Genomic DNA, 19333 nt, shown 5'->3' with positions numbered 1-19333 from the left:
GCTGCCGCCGGCCTGTGGGCCGATGTGCCGCCGAGACCGGACGTGCCTGCAGGCTGCTGGAGTCGGCGGGCTCCGGGCATGCCCCTGGCCCGCCAATGCAAATGCGAATTCTATTCATTTGCGCGGTTCTACAATCGCCGCATGTTTTTGACCGTCTCCCAACTCGAGGTGCGCTACCCGGGCCGCGACAGGCCTGCCGTGCAGGGCGTCACGCTGAATCTGGCCGCTGGCGACATCGGCGTGCTCATCGGCCCCTCGGGCTGCGGCAAGACCACGCTGCTGCGCGCCGTGGCGGGCCTGGAGCCCGTGAGCGGCGGCGAGATCCGCATCGACGGCCAGCTCGTGGGCAGCGCGGATTTCTCGCTCCCTCCCGAGCAGCGGCGCATCGGCATGGTGTTCCAGGACTATGCGCTGTTCCCCCATCTGAACGTGGGCCGCAACGTGGCCTTCGGCATCCACCATCTTCCCAAGGCGCGCCAAGCCGAGCGCGTGGCCGAGGTGCTGGAGCTGGTGGGCCTGGCCGGCAGTGCAGGGAGGTTTCCGCACGAGCTGTCAGGGGGCCAGCAGCAGCGCGTGGCGCTGGCCCGCGCACTGGCACCCAGCCCGCAGCTGATGCTGCTGGACGAGCCGTTCTCCAACCTCGACGTGGACCTGCGCGAGCGCCTGGCGCACGAGGTGCGCGGCATCCTCAAGGCCGCAGGTGCCACGGCCCTGTTCGTCACGCACGACCAGTTGGAGGCCTTTGCCATTGGCGACATGATCGGCGTGGTCCACCAGGGGCAGCTGCAGCAGTGGGACGAAGCCTATTCGCTGTACCACCGCCCTGCCACGCGCTTCGTGGCGGACTTCATCGGCCACGGCGTCTTCGTGCCGGCCACGCTGGCGCAGTCGGGGGCCGGCGGCGTGGTGGCGCGCACGGCGCTGGGCGATCTGGTCGATCCGGCCACCTGCCCGCTGCCCGCGCAGTTCCCGGGCGGCGAATGCGATGTGCTGCTGCGCGCCGACGATGTGGTGCACGACGATGCCTCGCCCGTGCAGGCGCGCATCCTGCGCAAGGCGTTTCGCGGCTCGGAGTTCCTCTACACGCTGGAACTGGCCAGCGGCCACAGCGTGATGGCCCATGTGCCCAGCCACCACGACCATGCGGTGGGCGAGTGGGTGGGGATCCGGCTCGACATGAATCACGTGGTCGCCTTCCCGCGAGAAACACAGGGCGCCCCGCAGTCCGCTGCAGCCTGAACCAGCGGCGTCCGCCGCGCCGTCCGGGCTTTGTCATTCGACGGTCACGGGTGGAACCCAGAATCAGTCACATCTTGTGACAATTCAAGGCCACCCCATGTTTGCTCTGGACCCCTCCTCCACGCAGCACCCCGCAGCGGATCACCTACCTGACCCTGCACCCGTTCCCGCGCTGGCCCCGGCGCCCGCCGCACCGCGCCTTGTGGCGCGCGCAGGGCAGCTCAGCCAGCCCACGGCACCGATCCCCCCCGAGGCCAGCAACGAGGATGTGCACCGGCTGTTCAGCGAGCAGCCCATGCTCGAAACCCTGGCCGTGGTGGCCGATGACCGGCCGCTGGGCCTGATCAACCGCCAGCGCTTCATGGAGCAGTACGCGCGGCCCTTTGCGCGCGACGTGTTCGGCCGCCGCAGCTGCCTGGTATTCACCGACACCGCGCCCATGGTGGTGGCGGACGGCCTGCCCATCGACCAGCTGGTGCAGCAGGCGCTGGCCAGCGGCAGCCGCGTGCTCAAGGACGGCTTCATCACCGTGGAGGAAGGCCGCTACGCAGGCATAGGCACGGGCCACGCGCTGATGGCCGCCATGTCCGACATCGAGGCCGACAAGACGCGCCAGCTCATGGCCAGCATCGACTACGCCAGCCTGATCCAGCGCTCGCACCTGGTCGAATCCGACCGCGTGCTCGCCAGCCAGCTTGCAGACCACGGCCTGCTGTGGGAGCCGCGCGACGTGGTGGGCGGCGATGCGTATTTCTTCCGCGCCACACCGCAGGGCCTGCTGGGCTGCATGTTCGACTGCACGGGCCACGGCGTGCCGGGCGCCTTCATGACGCTGATTGCGCTGTCCTTTCTCGAACAGGCCGTGGCGCCTGCAGGTATCGGCACCGGCGCCGCCATCGACCCCGGCGCCCTGCTGGGCCAGATGAACCGCTACATCAAGCGCGTGCTGCAGCAGCGCAGCCGCGACGTCCAGCCCGCCTGGGGCGCACCGGCAGCGCCCGCCGATGGCCTGCCCGCCGAAAAAGCCTCCAGCGACGGCCTGGACGCCGCGCTGTTCCTGCAGTCGCCCTGCGGCACGCAACTGCGCTTTGCCTCGGCCCGGCTGGACCTGCTGGTGGCGCCGCCCGGCGTGCAGGAGGCGGCCCAGGTGCAGATCCATGCCGGCGACAAGCTGGGCATAGGCTATGCGACCACGCCCGACGACGCGGCCTGGAGCACGCAGGAGCTGGAGGTCGCGCCCGGCTCGCTGCTGATGGTGGCCACCGATGGCGTCATCGACCAATTGGGCGGCCCGCGCCAGATCGCCCATGGCAGAAAGCGCCTGGCGCGCTTCCTGCACGAGCAGCACGACCGCCCCGCCGCCCAGGCCTGCGCCGAATTCCGGCAGGCCTTTGCCCAGTGGCAGGGCACGCAGCGCCGCCGCGACGATGTCTCGCTGCTGGTGTGGCGCAACCAGGCCCTGCAGCCATGAGCCCGTCGGAATTCGCGCACCTGCGCGCCCAGGCCGAGCACAACGGCCTGCTGCTGTACTACGCGGGCACCTTCAACCCCAACGTGATCCAGGCGGCAGCCGACACGCTCAAGTGCCGGCTGGCCAGCGAGGATGGATCGAGCAGCGCCAAGCGCAAGCTGTTTTCCACCTTCATCGAGATGGCGCAGAACGTGCTGCACTACGCGGCGCCGCTGCCTGCCTCTGACGCCGGAGCCAGCCAGGCACTCGGCGAACCCGTGGCGCAGGGCGCCATCGGCGTGGGCCGCATCGATGCACCGGCCGGTGCCCCGGACGCGGGGGCCGATCAGGCACAGGCGCGCTTCTGGATTGCCTGCAGCAACGCCGTGCGCCGCGAACATGTGCCGCGCCTGGCCGCCAAGCTGGATGCCGTGCGCGCCATGAGCCACCCCGAAATCAAGGCCGCCTACAAGGCCCAGCTGCACAACACCGACCACAGCGCCAGCGATGACATCAGCCGCGGCGCGGGCCTGGGCTGGCTGACCATTGCGCGCGACGCCTCGGCACCGCTGCAGTACCACATCGCCACGGGAGAGGACGCCGCAGATACCGCGCCCCATGCCGTGTTCCACGTCAAGGCGCTGATCTGAGCGCCGGGACCCCTTCCCGAATCCGAATGACGCCGCCATGCAAGCACTGAAATCCGAACGCACTTCCGTCACGCCCGAAGTGGTCTTCTCGCCGGCCGAGCAGCTTTTGCGCATCGAAGGCGAGTGCTATCCAGAAAACCCGCTGCCCTTCTTCACCCCCCTGCTGGCCATGCTGGGCCAGTACTTAGAGGCCAGCCAGCCCGCACGCTTCGTGGCCGAGGTGAAGCTGCAGTACATCAACAGCGCATCGACCATGGGGCTGCGCTCGCTGTTCGAGCTGCTCGACCATGCAGGCAGCAAGGGCACGGACATCCGCGTGCTCTGGGCCTTCGACGAGGAAGACGACGCCATCGAGGAACTGGGTGCCGACCTGGTGGAGGACTTCGCCAACCTGGTGCTGGAGCGACAGCCCTACAGCAACTGAGGGGCCGGCCTTTCAGGCCAGCGGCTTGCCCATGAGCACCGTGGTCAGGCCGCAGTCCCATTCCTCGTCGGGATAGGTGTCCAGCGTGGCGTAGCCCTGCGCCGTGTAAAAGCCCAGGGCCTGGGTGTTGAAGCTGTCGGTCTCCAGGCGCACCTGGGCGTGGCCGGCGGCGCGCAAAGCCTGCTCGGCATGGGCCAGCAGCGCACGGCCCACGCCGCGCCCCTGCCAGGCCGGCAGCACATGCAGGGCGCCGATGAAGTCGTCCACCCAGTCCGCGAAGCCGGCGACCACGCCATCGCACTCGGCCACCCAGAACAGGTGGCCGCGCGACTGCACGTACTGCCCGGTCTTGCCGGAGGCGCAGAACTGCGCATGCTTGTCCGCCGTCAGCTGGGGCTTCCAGGTGCTCTCGTAGGTGGCCCAGAGAACGGCGTTCAGGGCCGGAAGGTCATCAGGCCGCGAGGGCCGGAGCGTGAGGGTGTCTGTCATGTCGCTGGCAGCGTTCAGGCCTGGCGCAGCCGGTCCACCTCGGCATGCAGGTCCTGGGCCCAGACGCGGCGGTCGCGGCCTTCGGCCGTCTGCGGCTGGCCATAGTGGACGACGGCCACCAGGTCGTCAGCACACAGCGTGCGCCAGATGGAGCCCAGCAGGGTTTCATCGCCCTCATAGCTGGGCGCGTGGCTGATCTGGCCGGTAGCGCCGTCGATGAAGCGCAGGCCCACGGGCAGCACGGGCGCATCGATCTGCACGGCCGCCTGCAGCAAATTGGCATGAAAGGGCAGCAGCTTGCGGCCGTCGCCCGTCGTGCCTTCCGGGAAGATGGCCAGGATCTCGCGGCGCTGCAGGGATTCCTCCATGCTCTGCACCATGCGCCGGGCATCGCGGCGCGAGGTGCGCTCGATGTACAGCGTGCCCGCCGCCGTGGCCAGCGTGCCGATCAGCGGCCAGCCCTTGACGTCGGACTTGGAGATGAAGCGGCAGTGCCGCGCCGCATGCAGCACGGGAATGTCGAGCCAGGAAATATGGTTGCTGACCATGAGCATGGGGCCCTGGCGCGGCGGCTCGCCCTGGATATCCAGGCGCACGCCCGCATGGGCCAGCAACTGCAGGGCCCAGGCCTGCACATGGGCGTGCTGGCGCGCCTCGGGCAGCTGCGGAAAGCGCAGGGCCACGATCCACAGCCCCTTGCACACATGGCCGAACAGGCGCGCTGCGCGCAGCGTGGCGCGCCCTCCATTACGCAAGCATTTCATTTCAGCCATTCAGAGCGTTTGGCAACGCCCATGCTCGTGAAACAGGCACGCCCCATCTCAGGGACACCGAGGAAGGGCCGCCCCGCCCCGAGGGTGTCGTCCCCCTCCCTCGCGTAGCGAGTAGAGAGGGGGAAGTCGCGGAGCGACTCAGGGGGCGCTTCATTTCAGCGGCGTTCGAATGCCACGCGGCCATCGACCAGCGTGCAGCGCACACGGGCCGGCAGCTCGTAGCCGCCGAAGGGCGTGCTCTTGCCCTGGCTGGCCAGCTCCTGGGGCTTCACGGTCCAGGCCGCCTGCGGATCGACGATGCACAGGTCGGCCACGCCGCCCTCGGCCAGACGGCCCAGTTGCTCCTGCAACTCGCCCAGCGCCGATCCCAGCACCTGCACGGGCGATGCCGTGATGGCGGCCAGTGCGCGGCTCAGGGGCACACCGCTTTCCTGCGACCACTTGACGGCCAGCGACAGCAGCAGCTCCACGCCCGTGGCGCCGGGCTCGGCCTCGGCAAAGGGCAGGACCTTGGCGTCTTCATCAACGGGCGTGTGGTCGGAGACCAGGGCGTCGATGGTGCCATCGGCCAGCGCGGCAGACAGCGCATCGCGGTCGCGCTGCTGGCGCAGCGGCGGCGTGACGCGCGCGCTGCTGTCGAAGTAGCCGATATCGGTATCGGTCAGGTGCAGCGAGTTGATGGACACGTCGGCCGTGACCTGCAGGCCTTCGGCCTTGGCACGGCGCACCAGTTCCACGCCTGCGGCGCTGGACAGGCGGCACAGGTGCACGCGTGCCTGGGTGCCGCGCATCAGCTCGAAGATGGTGTGCAGGGCAATCGTCTCGGCCGCCACGGGCACGCCGGACAGGCCCATGCGCGTGGCCAGCGGGCCGCTGGCGGCCACGCCCTTGCCCAGGTACAGCTCCTGCGGGCGCAGCCACACGGTGTAGCCGTAGGTGGCCGCATACGCCAGCGCGCGCTGCAGGGTCTGGGTGCTGGTCATGGGCACTTCGGCCTGGCTGAAGCCGATGCAGCCGGACTCGGTCAGCTCGGCCATCTCGGTCAACACCTCGCCCTTGAGGCCCAGCGTCAGCGCGCCCAGCGGGAACAGGCGCGACTGGTGCAGCTTCTCGGCGCGGAACTTGAGCATCTCCACCAGGCCCTGCTCGTCGAGCACGGGATCGGTGTCGGGCGGGCAGACCAGGCTGGTCACGCCACCGGCCACCGATGCAGCCATCTCGGACTGCAGCATGCCTTCGTGCTCGTGGCCGGGCTCGCGCAGGCGCACGGCCAGATCGACCAGGCCCGGCAGCACCCAGCAGCCGGCGGCATCGATCTCGCGTTCTGCGGCAAATCCCTCGGGCGCCTTGCCGATGGCCAGCACCTTGCCGCCGTCGATGGCCACGTCGGCCTGCTGGTCCAGGCCCCGTGCCGGGTCCATCACTCGGCCGTTGCGGATGAGTATCTTCATGGTTTGCTACCCCGTAGACCGCAGGCGGCGCATGGGCTGCGGCCTGCGGCGATCAAAAACATTTGCGTGTGTGGAGGCTCAAGCCTCGTTGCCGGCGACGATGGACATGACGGCCATGCGGACCGCGATGCCGAAGGACACCTGCGACAGGATCACGGCCTGCGGGCCATCGACGACTTCGGAGTCGATCTCCACGCCGCGGTTGATGGGTCCCGGGTGCATGACGATGGCGTCCGGCTTGGCCAGGCGCAGCTTCTCGGCCGTGAGGCCGAAGCTCTTGAAGTATTCCTGGCTGGACGGCAGCAGGGCGCCGCTCATGCGCTCGTTCTGCAGGCGCAGCATGATGATCACGTCACAGTCCCGGATGCCCTCTTCCAGCGTGTGGAAGACGCGCACGCCCATCTGCGCCAGGTCCGGCGGCACCAGGGTGCGCGGGCCGACGACGCGCACTTCGGCCGCGCCCAGCGTGGTCAGCGCATGGATGTCGGAGCGCGCCACGCGCGAATGCAGCACATCGCCCACGATGGCCACGCGCAGGTTGGCGAAGTCCTTCTTGTAGTGGCGGATGGTGTACATGTCCAGCAGCCCCTGCGTGGGGTGGGCGTGGCGGCCGTCGCCGGCATTGACCACGTGGACATGGGGCGCCACATGCTGGGCGATGAGGTAGGGCGCGCCCGACTCGCTGTGGCGCACGACGAAGATGTCGGCGGCCATGGCCGAGAGGTTGGCGATGGTGTCCAGCAGCGACTCGCCCTTGCTGGCCGAGCTGCGCGCGATGTCCAGGTTGAACACGTCGGCCGACAGGCGCTTGGCCGCGATCTCGAACGTGGTGCGCGTGCGCGTGCTGTTCTCGAAGAACAGGTTGAACACGCTCTTGCCGCGCAGCAGCGGCACCTTCTTGACCTCGCGGTCATTGACGCTGACGAAGTTGGCCGCCGTGTCCAGGATGTGGGTGAGGATGTCCTTGGACAGTCCTTCGGTGGACAGCAGGTGGATCAGTTCGCCGTTCTTGTTGAGCTGGGGATTGCGCTTGTACAGCACGGTCAGGCCTCTTGGATGCGGAATTGGAAGACGCCGGCGTCATCGCGCGCCAGCGACAGCAGGCGGTCGGCCGGCAGCGCGATGCGCGCGGCGGCAAAGTCGGCCTGGAAGGGCAACTCGCGCCCGCCCCGGTCCACCAGCACCGCCAGGCGCACGCAGGCCGGGCGGCCGTAGTCATAGAGTTCGTTGAGCACGGCGCGCACGGTGCGGCCGGTGTAGAGCACGTCGTCCAGCACCAGGATGTCGGCGCCGTTCACGTCAAAGTCGATCTGCGTCTGGGCGCTGGTGGCCATGCCGCGCTGCGCGAAGTCGTCGCGGTGCAGGGCCGAGGACAGCACGCTGGGGTTGCCGGGCAGGTTCAGGTCCTTGTGCAGCCGCTCCACCAGCCAGGCGCCGCCCGAGGTGATGCCGGCCAGGCGGGTTTCAGGCCCCATGAGGCTGCGCACGCCGCGCAGCAGTTCGCGGTACAGGGCCTCGGCGTCCAGCACCAGGCTGCCGGCTCCCGCAATGGTTTCACTCATGGAAGACTCCTCAAAAACTGTTCAAGAATGATGCAGGCCGAGGCCGCATCGGCATCCCTTGCGCCACCGGCCAGGGCCTCGGTGGTGCTGTAGCGCTCGTCCACCTCGTAGACAGGCAGGCCGAAGCGGCTCTTGAGCTGGCGGCCGAATTTCTTCGCCCGCGCCGTGTTCTCGTGCGCATTGCCGTCGGGGTGGTAGGGCACGCCGATGACCAGCGCATCGGGCTGCCACTCCTTGATGCGCTCACCGGCCTGGGCCAGGCGGGCCTCGCCGGCCTCGGCGCGGATGGTGGGCAGCGGGTTGGCCGAGCGCAGCATGCGCGTGCCCACGGCGCAGCCCGTGCGCTTGGCCCCGAAGTCGAAGGCCACGAAACTCTGGAAATGGGAGGGAACGGTGGGCGGCACGGCCGTGCCGGCTGCCGCTGCTGCCTGGGACTCGGGAGCGGGCAGGCTCATGCGCGCCCCGCTTCGGGCGAGATCATCCAGCGCTGCAGGCCCAGCAGGCCCAGGGCGCGGTCATAGCGGTCGTCGACCGGGGTGTCGAAGATGACGTTGGCGTCGGCGCCCACCGTGAGCCAGGCGTTTTCGGCCAGCTCCGACTCCAGCTGTCCCTCGCCCCAGGACGCATAGCCCAGGGTGACCAGCAGGCGCTTGGGGCCTGCGCCGTCGGACAGGGCTTCGAGCACGTCCTTGGAGGTAGTCATCTCCAGGCCGCCGGGAATGGTCATGGTCGAGGCGTAGGCGGACTCGTCGTCGGGCGCGCCTTCGATGACCATGGGGTCGTGCAGCACAAAGCCGCGATCGGTCTGCACGGGTCCGCCGTTGAAGACACGGTTGCCGCGAAGGTCCTCGCGGCCCAGGGCCAGATCCACCTTTTCCAGCAAGCCTTCCAGCGTAAGCTGCGAGGGCTTGTTGATAATCAGACCGAGCGCACCGCGCTCGCTGTGTTCGCACAGGTAGATCACACTGCGCGAGAACGCTTCGTCTTCCAGGCCAGGCATGGCAATCAGGAAGTGGTGCGTCAGATTGATAGGCGCAGTTTCAGCAGACATAACCACGGATTTTACCGGCGATCCATGCCACCTTCTTACCCTGTGGGCTTGGTCTGGCTGCGGCGCGACCTGCGCCTGGCCGACCACGCCGCCCTCTACCACGCGCTGCGCCAGTGCAGGCAGGTGCATTGCGTGTTCATCTTCGACGACGACATCCTCGCCCCCCTGCCCCGTGCAGACCGGCGCGTGGAGTTCATCTGCCAGAGCCTGAGCGGGCTGGACGATGCGCTGCGCGAGGCCTCGGGCCGCGCCGACACCGGCCTCATCGTGCGCCGCGGCCAGCCCGCAGAGCAGATCCCGGACCTGGCCCGGCAGCTCGGCGCCCAGGCCGTGTTCTGCAACTGGGACGACGAGCCCGACGCCCTGGCCCGCGACGCCCGCGTGCGCCACGCACTGGCTGCCGAGGGCGTGGCCCTGCACAGCTTCAAGGACCACATGGTCTTTGCGCGCGACGAGGTGCTGACCCAGGCCGGCGCGCCGTTCTCGGTGTTCACCCCGTACAAGAACGCCTGGCTGCGCCAGATCACGCCCTTCTTCCTGTCCGCCTATCCCAGCGAGCGCGACCTGCCCGAGCGCCTGGCCCCGCGCCCCGAAGGCGAGCGCCGCCCCGTGCCCACCGCAGCCGACCTGGGCTTTGAGGCCGGCACGCTGGACGGCCTGCGCCTGCCCACGGGCTGCGCTGGCGCCGAGGAACTGCTGGCCGACTTCCTGCCGCGCCTGCCGCGCTACAAGCAGGCGCGAGACTTTCCCGCCGTCAAGGGCCCCAGCTACCTGAGCGTGCACCTGCGCTTTGGCACGGTCTCCATCCGCCGCCTGGCAAGGCTGGCCTGGGAGCAGACGCAGAGCCAGCCCCATGATGCCGAGGGCGCCGCCACCTGGCTGTCCGAGCTGATCTGGCGCGACTTCTATTTCCAGATCCTGGCCCACCATCCGCACGTGGTGCACGCCAGCTTCAAGCCCGCCTACGACGCCATCGTGTGGGATACCGGCCCCGAGGCCGATGCGCTGTACGCCGCCTGGTGCGAGGGCCGCACCGGCTATCCGCTGGTCGATGCCGCCATGCGCCAGCTCAACACCACGGGCTACATGCACAACCGGCTGCGCATGGTGGCGGCCAGCTTCCTGGTCAAGGATCTGGGCATAGACTGGCGCCGGGGCGAAGCCTGGTTTGCGCGCCAGCTCAACGACTTCGACCTGGCGGCCAACAACGGCGGCTGGCAGTGGGCGGCCTCCACGGGCTGCGACGCCCAGCCCTGGTTCCGCATCTTCAACCCCATCACGCAAAGCCAGAAGTTCGATGCCGACGCGCGCTTCATCGAGCGCTACGTGCCCGAGCTGGCCCGCCTGCCCGCCGCGCTGCGCCACGCGCCCTGGCAGGCCCGGCCGCTGGAGCTGGCCGAGGCCGGCGTGGTGCTGGGCACGGACTACCCCCATCCCGTGGTGGACCACGCAGCCGCGCGCGAGCGCACGCTGGCCCGCTACGGCGTGGTCAAGCAGGCCGGCTGAAAAACCTGCTGGAATAAAAAAAGAGCAGCGGATGCTGCTCTTTTTTGTTCAGGCCACCAGCCTTCAGGCCCCTTCGCCCAGGGGCTCGCTGTCCACCTGCTGCGCCTGCAGCGACTGCGGCGCCAGCGGGCCGCCGCTGATGCTGCCGCCCTGCAGGGAGTAGTGCTGGATCAGGCCCAGCAGTTCCTCGTCCGAGTAGGGCTTGCCCAGGTAGTGGTTGGCTCCCAGCTGGCGCGCCATCTCGCGGTGCTTCTGGGCGATGCGCGAGGTGATCATGACCACGGGCAGGTCGCGCAGGGCCTCGTCGGCGCGGATGTTGCGCAGCAGGTCGAAGCCGTCCATGCGCGGCATCTCGATGTCGGACAGCACCAGGGTGGGGCGTTCCTCGGCCAGGCGCTCCATGGCCTGCAGGCCGTCGGCCGCCAGGGCCACGCGGTAGCCTTCGCGCTGCAGCAGGCGCTGGGTGACGCGGCGCACGGTGATGGAGTCGTCCACCACCAGCACCAGCGGCACCGAGGCCGGCCCTGCGCTGGCCAGCACGGCTTCGCCGTCGCCCTGGCCTGCGGCGCGCTCGGCCTCTTCGGTCCGGGCGCGCACCTCGTCGCCATAGACGTTGGCCAGCGCCACGGGGTTGTAGATCTGCACCACGGCGCCCGAGGCCAGCACCGACATGCCGGTCAGGCCGGGCAGGCGGGCCAGCTGGGGGCCGAGGTTCTTGATCACCACTTCCTGGTTGCCCAGCACTTCGTCCACGTGCAGCGCAATGCGCTGCGCCGCGCTGCGCAGGATGACCACGGGCCGGGTACGGCCCACGGTTTCCTCGCTGCGCAGCGAGGACTGCCACAGCGCGCCGGCCCAGTAGAACGGCAGGGTCTCGCTGCCGTCTTCGAAGCTGTGGCTTGCATAGGCCTGCTGCAGCAGCTCCAGCGGCGCGCGGCGCACGATTTCCACCAGGCTGGCGGGCACGCCGACCAGCAACTGGCCTGCGCGCAGCATGACCACCTGGGTGACGGCGGTCGTCAGCGGCAGCACGAGGCGGAAGGCACTGCCCCGGCCCGCCTCGCTGTGGGTTTCGATGCGGCCGCCCAGCGCGTTGACTTCGGAGCGCACCACGTCCATGCCGATGCCGCGCCCGGCCACGCCGGTCACCTCGGTGGCCGTGGTGAAGCCGGGCTCGAAGATCAGGCGGCCGGCGTCCTGCTCCGTCAGCGTCTGGTCCTCGGGCCACAGGCCCTGGGCCACGGCCTTGTCGCGGATGCGCTGCAGGTTCAGGCCGGCGCCATCGTCCTCCACCGACAGCGCCACGTCGTTGCGCTCCTGGCTCAGGATGATTTCAATGGTGCCCATGGCGGGCTTGCCTGCGGCGGCACGCTGCTCGGGCGACTCGATGCCGTGGGCCACGCAGTTGCGCAGCAAGTGCTCGAAGGCCGGCATCATGCGGTCCAGCATGCCCCGGTCCATTTCAATGGTGCCGCCCAGGATGTTCAGCCGCACCTGCTTGCCCATCTCCTTGGAGGTCTGGCGGACCACGGCGTACAGGCGCTCGGCCAGGGAGTCGAACTCCACCATGCGCGTGCGCAGCAGGTCGCGCTGCAACTCGCGGGCCTGGCGGCCCTGGGCGACCAGGTCGTCCTCGGCGCCGGCCATGTCGCGCTGCAGGTTGCGCTGCACGGTGGCCACGTCGTTGACCGACTCGGCCATCATGCGGGTGAGTTCCTGCACGCGCGTGAAGCGGTCGAACTCCAGCGGGTCGAAGCCCACGGCCGAGTCCTTGGACAGGGCCAGGCGCGACTGCATCTGGCTCTCGGCCTGGACCTCGATGTCGCGCAGCTGCATGCGCAGGCGCTCCAGGTTGCCGGCCAGCTCGTCCAGCGAGCCACGGGCCTGGGCCAGGCGCGCATCGACACGCGAGCGCGCAATCAGCACCTCGCCGGCCTGGCTGATCAGGCGGTCCAGCAGCTGGGCGCGCACGCGTACCGTCTGCTGGGCTCCGGCGCGCAGCGGCGCAGTGACAGGCGCTGGCACAGGGGCCGCAGCCGCCGGTGATCCAGCCGCTGCCGATGCGTCGGAGGCCGCAGCCGCTGCGGGCTCGTCGAGGGAGATTTCATCGCCCAGGTCCAGCGGCGCTTCCTGCGCCTGCTCACCGGCCACGCGTAGCACGTCGAAGCCGGCCTGCAGCGCGTCGAAGCTGCCCAGCAAGGGCTCGATCTGCTCGGCGGTCGGAGATTCGCCATCGACCCGCTCCACGGCAGATTCAAGGCGGTGGGCCATCTCGCCCAGGCGCATGGCGCCCGCCAGCCGGGCACTGCCCTTGAGCGTGTGCAGGGCGCGCAGGGTTTCGTGGCGCGCCTCGTCCAGCGAGGGCCGGCCATGCCAGCGGCGCAGCGCGGCGCCCAGGCGGGGCAGCAGCTCGATGGCCTCTTCCTCGAAGATGGGGAACAGGTCGGGATCGACCTCGTCCAGCGCATCGATGTCATCGTCCAGGTCGCTGCCCACGGCCACGGCATGGGCGATGGCCTCGTCTATGCGGCGCTGCAGCTCGGCTTCGTGGCGCGCATCGTTGACCAGGGGGCGCATGGAGTAGGCCAGGGGCGCCACCGACGGTGTCTGCGCCTGGGCACCGGCGTCGAGCACGGCGTCCGTGCCATCGCTGGCGTCCTGAGGCTCCAGCTGGTCCAGTTGGTCCAGTTGCTCCAGCGCGTCCAGGCGGCTGTCCGGCGCGTCTGCGGCCTCGATGTCCAGCGCCAGAAGGGCCTGCAGGGCTTCTTCCACGCCCGGCTGGGGCGTCTTGAGGAAACCGGCGGCGAACTGGTGCAGCAGGCGCTGCACTTCGTCGGAGGCCGCCACGCAGGCGGCAACCTGGTCGGGCGTGCCACAGCGCTGCGGCTGCAGATGGGTCAGCGTATGTTCCAGCAGGCGCGCCAGGTCCGACAAGGCCTTGAAGCCCACGGTGGCCGAGCTTCCGGCCAGCGAATGCGCAAAGGCGACGGCGTCGTCGGGCACGGGCTCGCCGGGCTCGGTCGCCCATTGCTGCAGCGTCAGGTCCAGGCGGCGCGACCATTCGTCGGCCTCGTTGAGGTAGACGTTGTACAGCGGCGCGCTGATGCGCAGGCCATCCACGACCTTGAAGCCATCGGCGTCGATGCCGGACAGATCCTCGTCGCCGGACTCTTCGGCCTGCGGGGTTTCTGCCTCGGGCACCTCGGGCGCCGTGACCGACTCGACTGCGTCGGTTGCTTCAACCGCTTCAACCGCCTCAACCGTTTCTGGCACCGCGATCATCTCGATCGCTTCGGCGGGTGCGGCTGCCGGTGTCAGGCCCAGATCCAGGTCCAGCCCCTCGAAAGGAGCCAGGGGCACGGCGGCTTGCGGTGTTTCAGTTTCACTTTCAGCTTCGGCCTCGATGGCTTCGGCTTCGATGGCGGCGGCCTCGGGCAGCGCGGGCGGGTCGCCCGCGACGACGGCCAGGGCCTCCTGCTCGCTGTCGCGCATGGCGGCTTCGAAGGCCGCAAAGTCCAGTTCCTCGACGGCGTCGGTGGCCAGTTCGGCAGGCGCCTCGGCGGCTTGCGGCGTCAATGTCTCCAGCGACTCCTGAGGCGCGGCAGCCGAAGGCTGGGGGTCCGGCTCCAGCAGGTCGAAGTCCAGCGCAAAGTCCAGCTCGCCAGAGGTCTGGACGGGCTGGACGGGCTGGACGGGCGTGGCCTGCTCGGGCGCATCCAGGTGTTCTGCCTGCGGCTCCTGGGCCACGGGCGCGACTTCCTCGATTGCGGCGGTAGCGGGTGCGGGCTCGAGTTCGGGTTCGGGCTGTGCGAGGGGCTCGGCACGCGGTGTGCGCGGCACCAGGGCCACGTCGGCGCGCAGGCCTTCCAGGCGCATGGCATCGGCCGCAGCGCGGAAAGGCGTGGCCTGCCAGGCGTCGGCCTGGTGGCGCTCTATGGCCGAGGCCCAGGCGCCAAAGGCGCGCAGCGCATCGCTGGCCAGCTCCTGCATGGGCTGGGGCATGGCCTTTTGCTCGGCCAGCCAGGCGTTGAGCATCTGCTCCATGGCCCAGCCGGCTTCGCCGAATTCATCCAGGCCCACCATCCGCGAACTGCCCTTGAGCGTATGGAAGGCGCGGCGCAGCGTGGTCTGCTCGCTGAGGTTGCCCGGCTCGTCGGCCAGGGCGCGCAGGGCCTGCAGGCCGTTGTCCACCACCTCGCGGGCCTCTTCCAGGAAGATGCCTAGCAGTTCGTCGTCCGAGTCTTCTTCCGAGACCGACAGGCCGGCCGGCGGGGGCACGGGCTCGGACACGGATGCAGAGACGAATTCAGAGACGGCTTCAGGCGCAGATTCGGCTGCGGGCTCTGGCTCGGCCAGGGACTGGTCCAGCTGGAAGACCGGCTCGGCCGGCGCTTCGAGGGCCTTGGCGAATTGCGCCAGTTCCGCGGCATCGGCCAGCGCGTCCTGCTCGGCGGCCGCGGGCTGCGCCAGCGGCTCGGTCGCGATGTCCACGGGAGCCGGGGGCGGCGGGGGCGGCGTGGAGGGCGCGGCAAATTGCGGCTCGGCGATGGCGTCCTGCGGCACGGGCAGCGGCTGGGCCACGGCAACGGCTTCGCGCTGCGGCGGCACGGCGGCGGTGTCCAGGGCCGGCAGTTGCTCGGGCGCCTTGCCCGCATCATCGGCCCGGTGGCCGCGACGGCCCATGAGGATGCGCAGGCCGCCTTCGGCCTCGTCATAGACGAAGAGCTTGCGCGCCATGCTGCGCTGGTAGCTCAGCATGTCGATCAGAAAGCCCATGGCGCCCAGGCTGTTGCCCAGTTTCTCGAACACCTGGGGACGCTCTGCGTCGTCGATCTCACCCAGCACCAGCCGTTCCACGGTCTCGCGCATGCGCTGCATGGCCTGCGTGGCCTGGTCCAGGCCCAGCACGGACAGCACGCCGCGCATCTGCGCCATCTGGCCCGAGACGGGTGCCAGCACGGTGGCATCGGCAGGATTGCGGAAATACTGGTCCAGGTGCCGCTCGGCCTCGGCCAGCGTGGCACGCAGCTCGCCCACGACCGAGCCCATGGTCTGGTGGTCGCTGGCCTGGCGGTACAGCTCCTCCATCCAGGGCTCCAGCGGACGCGCGGGCGCGCCCTGCAGGGATTCCTCCAGGCGCTGGACCAGGTTGGCGGACTGCTCGGCCAATTCCTCGTCGCCCATGTCCATGGTGGCAAAGGCCGCCTGCAGGTAGAGCACGGAGGTTGCCACTTCCATGGCCAGTTCGGCCGGTGGCGGCTCGCCGATGCGGGCCACGGTTTCGGCCACCTTGATCAGCATCCGCGCCAGGCCATGGCTGGCCGGGTGCAGCTTGACCAGGGATTCGGCCACCTGGGCGAACTGGTCCACCACGGTCTTGGTGCGGGCACGATCGCCGCCGGCAAGGGCGGACCAGGTATCGGCTGCCGTGGTGATGCGCTTGCGCGCCTGCACCAGCACCGCCGGGTCGTAGCGGCCAAAGCGTGTCTGCTGGTAGTCCACCTGGGGCTGGGCCTGCATGCCGTAGGCCTGGCGCACCGCCTGCAGGGCGGCGCCAGCCTGCTCGGCAGGGCGGGCCTGGGCGCAGAAAAACAGCAGGTCCTGCAGCAGCCGCGCAGGCGGCGTGCGGTCGCCCTTGGCCATGGCCGCGTACTGCATGAGCACGCGCGAGGCCATGCGCTTGACGTACAGGTCGACCACGATCATCCCGCGCGACTGCGCGTCGAAGAAGCCGGCCGCCACCTTCCAGAAGCTGCGCGCGGTGACATCCTCGGTCTGGCCCACGGCAAAGCGCAGGCACAGGTCGCGCATCTGGGCGGCGGCCTCGCGGTCGTCGCTCTTGACCATGCGCAGCACCACGCCGTCGAGCAGGGCCCGGGCATCGGGGCCGTAGGCCAGCGGCTCGGGCTGGCGCGCCCACTCGGGCTCGCGCGCGCGGCGCTCGGCAGGCCACAGGTCGGCAGGGTGCACCTTGTCGTTGCCGGCCAGCGCCTGGGTGTCACGGTATTGGGGAAACAGGGCCACGGCCGAGACGGTCTTGCCGGCCAGCACGGTTTCCAGGTATTCGATGAGCGCGAAGCTGGCGCGCTCCAGCGTGGCGGCGGCCTGGTCGGTGCACAGCTCGGGGCGCTGCACAAAGCGCTGCACGGCGCTTTCCATGCCGCGCAGCACCAGGGCCGGAGAGCCCAGGCCCACCATTTCGAGGGCGCCGCAGGCCTGGTGCAGTTGCTGGCGGGCGATGCGCAGGGCCGAGGTGTCAAGCTCCTCAAGGTCCGAGGCGCGTGCCGCATCGGCATCGCGCACGAAACGGGCCACCGCCTTGCTCGCCCCTTCCAGCGACTTGCGCAGCTCATCGAGCACCCAGGCCAGCGGGCCCAGGTCCTGTTCGGTGTGCGCGGCCTGCGCCGCGCCCGTTTGCGATTCGTCAACCACTGACATGGACAGTTCCCCAAGCCCCTAGGGCCTGTGCATAGCTATGTTGGACCGGGTCAGGCAATCTTGAAACGCGCCACCGACTGGCGCAGTTCCTCGGCCATGTGTGAGAGTTCGCGCACCTGCTGTGCCGTGGTGCGCGTGCCTTCGCCCGTCTGCTCGGTCACCGCGAAAATGTGCTGGATGTTCTCGGCCACGTCGTTGGCCAGAACGGCTTCGCGCGAGGTGGACGAGGAGATCAGCTCGATCAGCTCGGCCAGATGGCGCGACACGGAGTCGATCTCGGTCAGTGCGGTGCCGGCGGAGTCGGACAGGCGGGCCCCCTCGACCACACCCTGGGTGGAGCGCTCCATGGCGGCCACGGCATCCTGGGTGTCGGTCTGAATCGCCTTCACCAGCGCCGCGATCTGGCGCGTCGCGTCAGCCGAGCGTTCGGCCAGGCGCTGCACTTCTTCGGCCACCACCGAGAAGCCGCGACCGGCTTCACCGGCCGATGCGGCCTGGATGGCGGCGTTCAGCGCCAGCACGTTGGTCTGCTCGGTAATGTCGGAAATCAGCTCGGTGATTTCGCCGATCTCCTGCGAGGATTCGCCCAGCCGCTTGATGCGCTTGGAGGTTTCCTGGATCTGGTCGCGGATGGAGTTCATGCCGCCGATGGCGTTCTGCACGGCCTTCAGGCCCAGATCCGCAGCTTCCAGCGACTGGCGCGCCACCTGGGCAGATTCCTGCGCCTGCGTGGAGACCTCGTTGATGCGGCCTGCCATGTCCAGCACGGAGCGGCCGGTTTCGCGGATCTCGCGCAGCTGTTCGGTCGATGCGGCCAGCAGCTCGGTGGAGTTGGCATCCACCTCGGCCGTGGTCTGCGCCACGCGCGTTGCCGTGTTCTGCACGCTGCCCACCAGGGCGCGCAACTCTTCCACCGTGTAGTTCACCGAGTCGGCGATGGCGCCGGTGATGTCCTCGGTCACGGTCGCTTCCTGCGTCAGATCGCCCTCGGCCACCGACTGCAACTCGTTCATCAAACGCAAAATGGCGGCCTGGTTGGCGTCGTTGATGCGCTTGGCTTCATGCTCCTGCACGCGCGACTCTTCCTGGCGGCGTTCGGCAGCTTCCTGGCGCAGACGGCTGTCGAGCAGCTGCACGCGGGACAGGCCCACGCCGCACAGCAGCACCAGCACGGTGGCCAGGGCCAGCAGGCCCATGGGCAGCGAGCCGATGCCGGCGCCGCTTTGCAGCTTGGTCTGCAGGTCTTCCAGCTGGCGGCGCAGCGGTTCGCTGTCGGCGTTGATGGCGGTCTGTGCCTCGCGTGCGGAGACCAGGCCCTGCAGGTTGCCCAGAATGGCGCTGGCCTCGGTGCGGGTCTCTTCGTAGAGCTTGATCAGTGCCTCGATCTGCTCGCGGGTCTGGGCGTCGCGCGTGGGGGGCAGGCGCAGTTCGCTGCTGCCGCCCAGCAGGCTTTCGGAGATTTCCTTGAACGAGTTCAAGTCCTTGCCCAGCAGGAACACGGCCTCGGGGCTCACGCCTTCGGCGGTCTGGAATTCGTTGGCCGACTTGCCGATACGCTGGGTCAACATCACCAGCTGGCCTGCGGCCGAGATCTCGGCGGGGCTGGCGCCCTGCTGCAGCTTGAGCGAGGAGATGGTTTCGGCGATCTCCAGCAGATCCGAGGACTGGCGGTTGATGGTGCGCAGCGCGTCGCCGACCTGGGTCAGGATCTGCTTTTGCTCCATCACCACCTTGGCGCTTTGCTCGGCGCGCTCCATCAGCGGCATGATCTGGCCCAGCTCGTCGGCGTAGGCGCCGCCCAGCGGGCGCACGCCCATGGAGTCATCGCCCGAGGTGAGGGCGCGCACGTTGCGCGCCAGCACGCCCGCACTGTCTTGCACGTCCGCAAACGAAGGTGCCGCGCCGGTCAGCGCCTGCGACACCGACTTGGCAAGGCGCTGCGACTGCATCAGGGCCTGGCCGGTGGCGGCCAGCTGCTGTGCCGAGCCGTCCGCCTGGCGCAGAGCCCATGCCGCCGCCAGCACCAGGGCCAGCACGGAAACGCCCAGCAGCGTGGACAGCGTGCGCTGGTGGCGCGCGGCAGGCGCGCGGCCCAGCAGCGGCAGGACCACCGTTTCCTGGTCCAGGACTGCGCCGGCGTCGCCCGGCATGGCGTCGGGCGCGCCCTGCACGGTCATGGACGCATCGAGTGCGTACATATCCTGGGAGACGGTGTCTCCGAGCATGCTGTTGTCCGCGCCCGAGCCGGAGTCGGCCGGCTTGCGTTGGAAGCGATTTGCAAGACGTTGCAAGAATGACAT

Annotated in this window: 14 protein-coding genes; 5 read left to right on the top strand and 9 right to left on the bottom strand. The window is 69.4% G+C overall.

Translation table 11 applies throughout. The features are described 5' to 3' along the window. Positions 1–141 precede the first annotated feature (141 nt). From KDK82_RS21715 to KDK82_RS21700, 4 genes are all read left to right on the top strand, one after another. Complete coding sequence (locus KDK82_RS21715; protein ID WP_088166359.1) at positions 142–1239, top strand: ABC transporter ATP-binding protein; 1098 nt, start codon at positions 142–144, stop codon at positions 1237–1239. A 97-nt stretch (positions 1240–1336) separates the two neighbouring features. Further along, entirely contained in the window at positions 1337–2710 is a 1374-nt protein-coding gene (locus KDK82_RS21710) for a SpoIIE family protein phosphatase (protein ID WP_088166164.1), read from the top strand. Beyond that, complete coding sequence (locus tag KDK82_RS21705) at positions 2707–3339, top strand: DUF6272 family protein (protein WP_034390625.1); 633 nt, start codon at positions 2707–2709, stop codon at positions 3337–3339. The genes KDK82_RS21710 and KDK82_RS21705 overlap by 4 nt, the downstream gene beginning before the upstream one ends. Before the next feature lie 37 nt (positions 3340–3376). Next, the gene (locus KDK82_RS21700; RefSeq protein WP_034390623.1) at positions 3377–3763 is read left to right on the top strand and encodes a DUF1987 domain-containing protein; all 387 of its coding nucleotides are present in this window, start codon (positions 3377–3379) and stop codon (positions 3761–3763) included. A 12-nt stretch (positions 3764–3775) separates the two neighbouring features. Here KDK82_RS21700 and KDK82_RS21695 read toward each other — a convergent pair whose 3' ends face one another. From KDK82_RS21695 to KDK82_RS21665, 7 genes are all read right to left on the bottom strand, one after another. Then, positions 3776–4252, bottom strand: coding sequence for a GNAT family N-acetyltransferase (locus KDK82_RS21695; protein ID WP_088166163.1), 477 nt, complete (start codon positions 4250–4252; stop codon positions 3776–3778). 14 nt (positions 4253–4266) lie between these two features. After that, positions 4267–5016, bottom strand: coding sequence for a 1-acyl-sn-glycerol-3-phosphate acyltransferase (locus tag KDK82_RS21690; RefSeq protein ID WP_088166358.1), 750 nt, complete (start codon positions 5014–5016; stop codon positions 4267–4269). Between the two features lie 164 nt (positions 5017–5180). Next, positions 5181–6476 carry a dihydroorotase gene (locus KDK82_RS21685; RefSeq protein ID WP_063327162.1) on the bottom strand — a complete coding sequence of 432 codons (1296 nt, stop codon included), beginning with the start codon at positions 6474–6476 and terminating at the stop codon, positions 5181–5183. 78 nt (positions 6477–6554) lie between these two features. Next, the gene (locus KDK82_RS21680) at positions 6555–7517 is read right to left on the bottom strand and encodes an aspartate carbamoyltransferase catalytic subunit (protein WP_012203510.1); all 963 of its coding nucleotides are present in this window, start codon (positions 7515–7517) and stop codon (positions 6555–6557) included. 2 nt (positions 7518–7519) lie between these two features. Further along, complete coding sequence (pyrR, locus tag KDK82_RS21675) at positions 7520–8038, bottom strand: bifunctional pyr operon transcriptional regulator/uracil phosphoribosyltransferase PyrR (protein WP_012203509.1); 519 nt, start codon at positions 8036–8038, stop codon at positions 7520–7522. Beyond that, on the bottom strand, positions 8035–8493 hold the full coding sequence (ruvX, locus tag KDK82_RS21670; protein ID WP_012203508.1) for a Holliday junction resolvase RuvX: 459 nt from the start codon (positions 8491–8493) through the stop codon (positions 8035–8037). Before ruvX ends, pyrR begins: the two co-directional genes overlap by 4 nt. Then, a complete protein-coding gene (locus KDK82_RS21665) occupies positions 8490–9089 on the bottom strand; it encodes a YqgE/AlgH family protein (protein WP_012203507.1) in 600 nt (199 codons plus the stop codon). The genes ruvX and KDK82_RS21665 overlap by 4 nt, the downstream gene beginning before the upstream one ends. A 24-nt stretch (positions 9090–9113) precedes the next feature. Here KDK82_RS21665 and KDK82_RS21660 point away from each other — a divergent pair, with 24 nt between their 5' ends. Next, a complete protein-coding gene (locus KDK82_RS21660) occupies positions 9114–10595 on the top strand; it encodes a deoxyribodipyrimidine photo-lyase (RefSeq protein WP_088166162.1) in 1482 nt (493 codons plus the stop codon). A gap of 63 nt (positions 10596–10658) precedes the next feature. On the opposite strand, the gene KDK82_RS21655 is transcribed toward KDK82_RS21660, so the two are convergent. Together KDK82_RS21655 and KDK82_RS21650 are read right to left on the bottom strand one after the other, a co-directional pair. Then, positions 10659–17033, bottom strand: coding sequence for an Hpt domain-containing protein (locus tag KDK82_RS21655; protein ID WP_088166161.1), 6375 nt, complete (start codon positions 17031–17033; stop codon positions 10659–10661). A 50-nt stretch (positions 17034–17083) separates the two neighbouring features. Next, complete coding sequence (locus KDK82_RS21650; protein WP_012203504.1) at positions 17084–19333, bottom strand: methyl-accepting chemotaxis protein; 2250 nt, start codon at positions 19331–19333, stop codon at positions 17084–17086.

Origin of the sequence: Delftia sp. K82 (genome assembly GCF_002193035.1) — a bacterium.
GTDB classification, from domain to species: domain Bacteria; phylum Pseudomonadota; class Gammaproteobacteria; order Burkholderiales; family Burkholderiaceae_C; genus Comamonas; species Comamonas acidovorans.
Note: the sequence above shows the minus strand (reverse complement) of the source record. Positions and strands in the feature narration are given on the sequence as shown.

Coding starts and splice junctions, on each gene's coding strand:
- KDK82_RS21715 (WP_088166359.1), top strand. CDS start 142: ATGTTTTTGACCGTCTCCCAACTCGAGGTGCGCTACCCGGGCCGCGAC.
- KDK82_RS21710 (WP_088166164.1), top strand. CDS start 1,337: ATGTTTGCTCTGGACCCCTCCTCCACGCAGCACCCCGCAGCGGATCAC.
- KDK82_RS21705 (WP_034390625.1), top strand. CDS start 2,707: ATGAGCCCGTCGGAATTCGCGCACCTGCGCGCCCAGGCCGAGCACAAC.
- KDK82_RS21700 (WP_034390623.1), top strand. CDS start 3,377: ATGCAAGCACTGAAATCCGAACGCACTTCCGTCACGCCCGAAGTGGTC.
- KDK82_RS21695 (WP_088166163.1), bottom strand. CDS start 4,252: ATGACAGACACCCTCACGCTCCGGCCCTCGCGGCCTGATGACCTTCCG.
- KDK82_RS21690 (WP_088166358.1), bottom strand. CDS start 5,016: ATGAAATGCTTGCGTAATGGAGGGCGCGCCACGCTGCGCGCAGCGCGC.
- KDK82_RS21685 (WP_063327162.1), bottom strand. CDS start 6,476: ATGAAGATACTCATCCGCAACGGCCGAGTGATGGACCCGGCACGGGGC.
- pyrR (WP_012203509.1), bottom strand. CDS start 8,038: ATGAGTGAAACCATTGCGGGAGCCGGCAGCCTGGTGCTGGACGCCGAG.
- ruvX (WP_012203508.1), bottom strand. CDS start 8,493: ATGAGCCTGCCCGCTCCCGAGTCCCAGGCAGCAGCGGCAGCCGGCACG.
- KDK82_RS21665 (WP_012203507.1), bottom strand. CDS start 9,089: ATGTCTGCTGAAACTGCGCCTATCAATCTGACGCACCACTTCCTGATT.
- KDK82_RS21660 (WP_088166162.1), top strand. CDS start 9,114: ATGCCACCTTCTTACCCTGTGGGCTTGGTCTGGCTGCGGCGCGACCTG.
- KDK82_RS21655 (WP_088166161.1), bottom strand. CDS start 17,033: ATGTCAGTGGTTGACGAATCGCAAACGGGCGCGGCGCAGGCCGCGCAC.
- KDK82_RS21650 (WP_012203504.1), bottom strand. CDS start 19,333: ATGTCATTCTTGCAACGTCTTGCAAATCGCTTCCAACGCAAGCCGGCC.